The organism is Dellaglioa sp. CoH-55-MRSF-9 (assembly GCF_056782155.1).
In genome coordinates this window covers 1-275 of record NZ_JBXAYG010000077.1, presented here as the reverse complement: position 1 = coordinate 275, position 275 = coordinate 1, and the positions used below count along the sequence as shown (strand labels likewise).

Annotated in this window: 1 protein-coding gene; it reads left to right on the top strand. The window is 56.7% G+C overall.

All coding sequences use genetic code 11. The features are described 5' to 3' along the window. On the top strand, window positions 1-230 hold a 230-nt coding region (locus AC1RPV_RS07860), incomplete at its 5' end, for a hypothetical protein (RefSeq protein ID WP_481764213.1). Between the last annotated feature and the right edge of the window lie 45 nt (window positions 231-275).

Here is a 275-nt window from a genome sequence, read left to right as displayed (position 1 = left end):
ATGTTCAAACGTATGGCCGTGATGAACTGGCGGCAGCAAACGCCGCAGGTTACCTGATTCTCGATTGGGCAGAGGGCCTGACTCACCTACGCGCAGGCTTCCGCAAGATGGATGACGCACTGCCCGGCCAGAATCAGAAGCTGGCGTCCGAGGGCTTCCAGCAAGCAACACTGGGTCTCAGTATTATCCACGACTTCTTCAAGGCTCGTGGCATTGATCTGAGCGTGTAATGCCACGCGGCGGACTAAAGGGCGGTGAGAGCATGGAGATTCTTC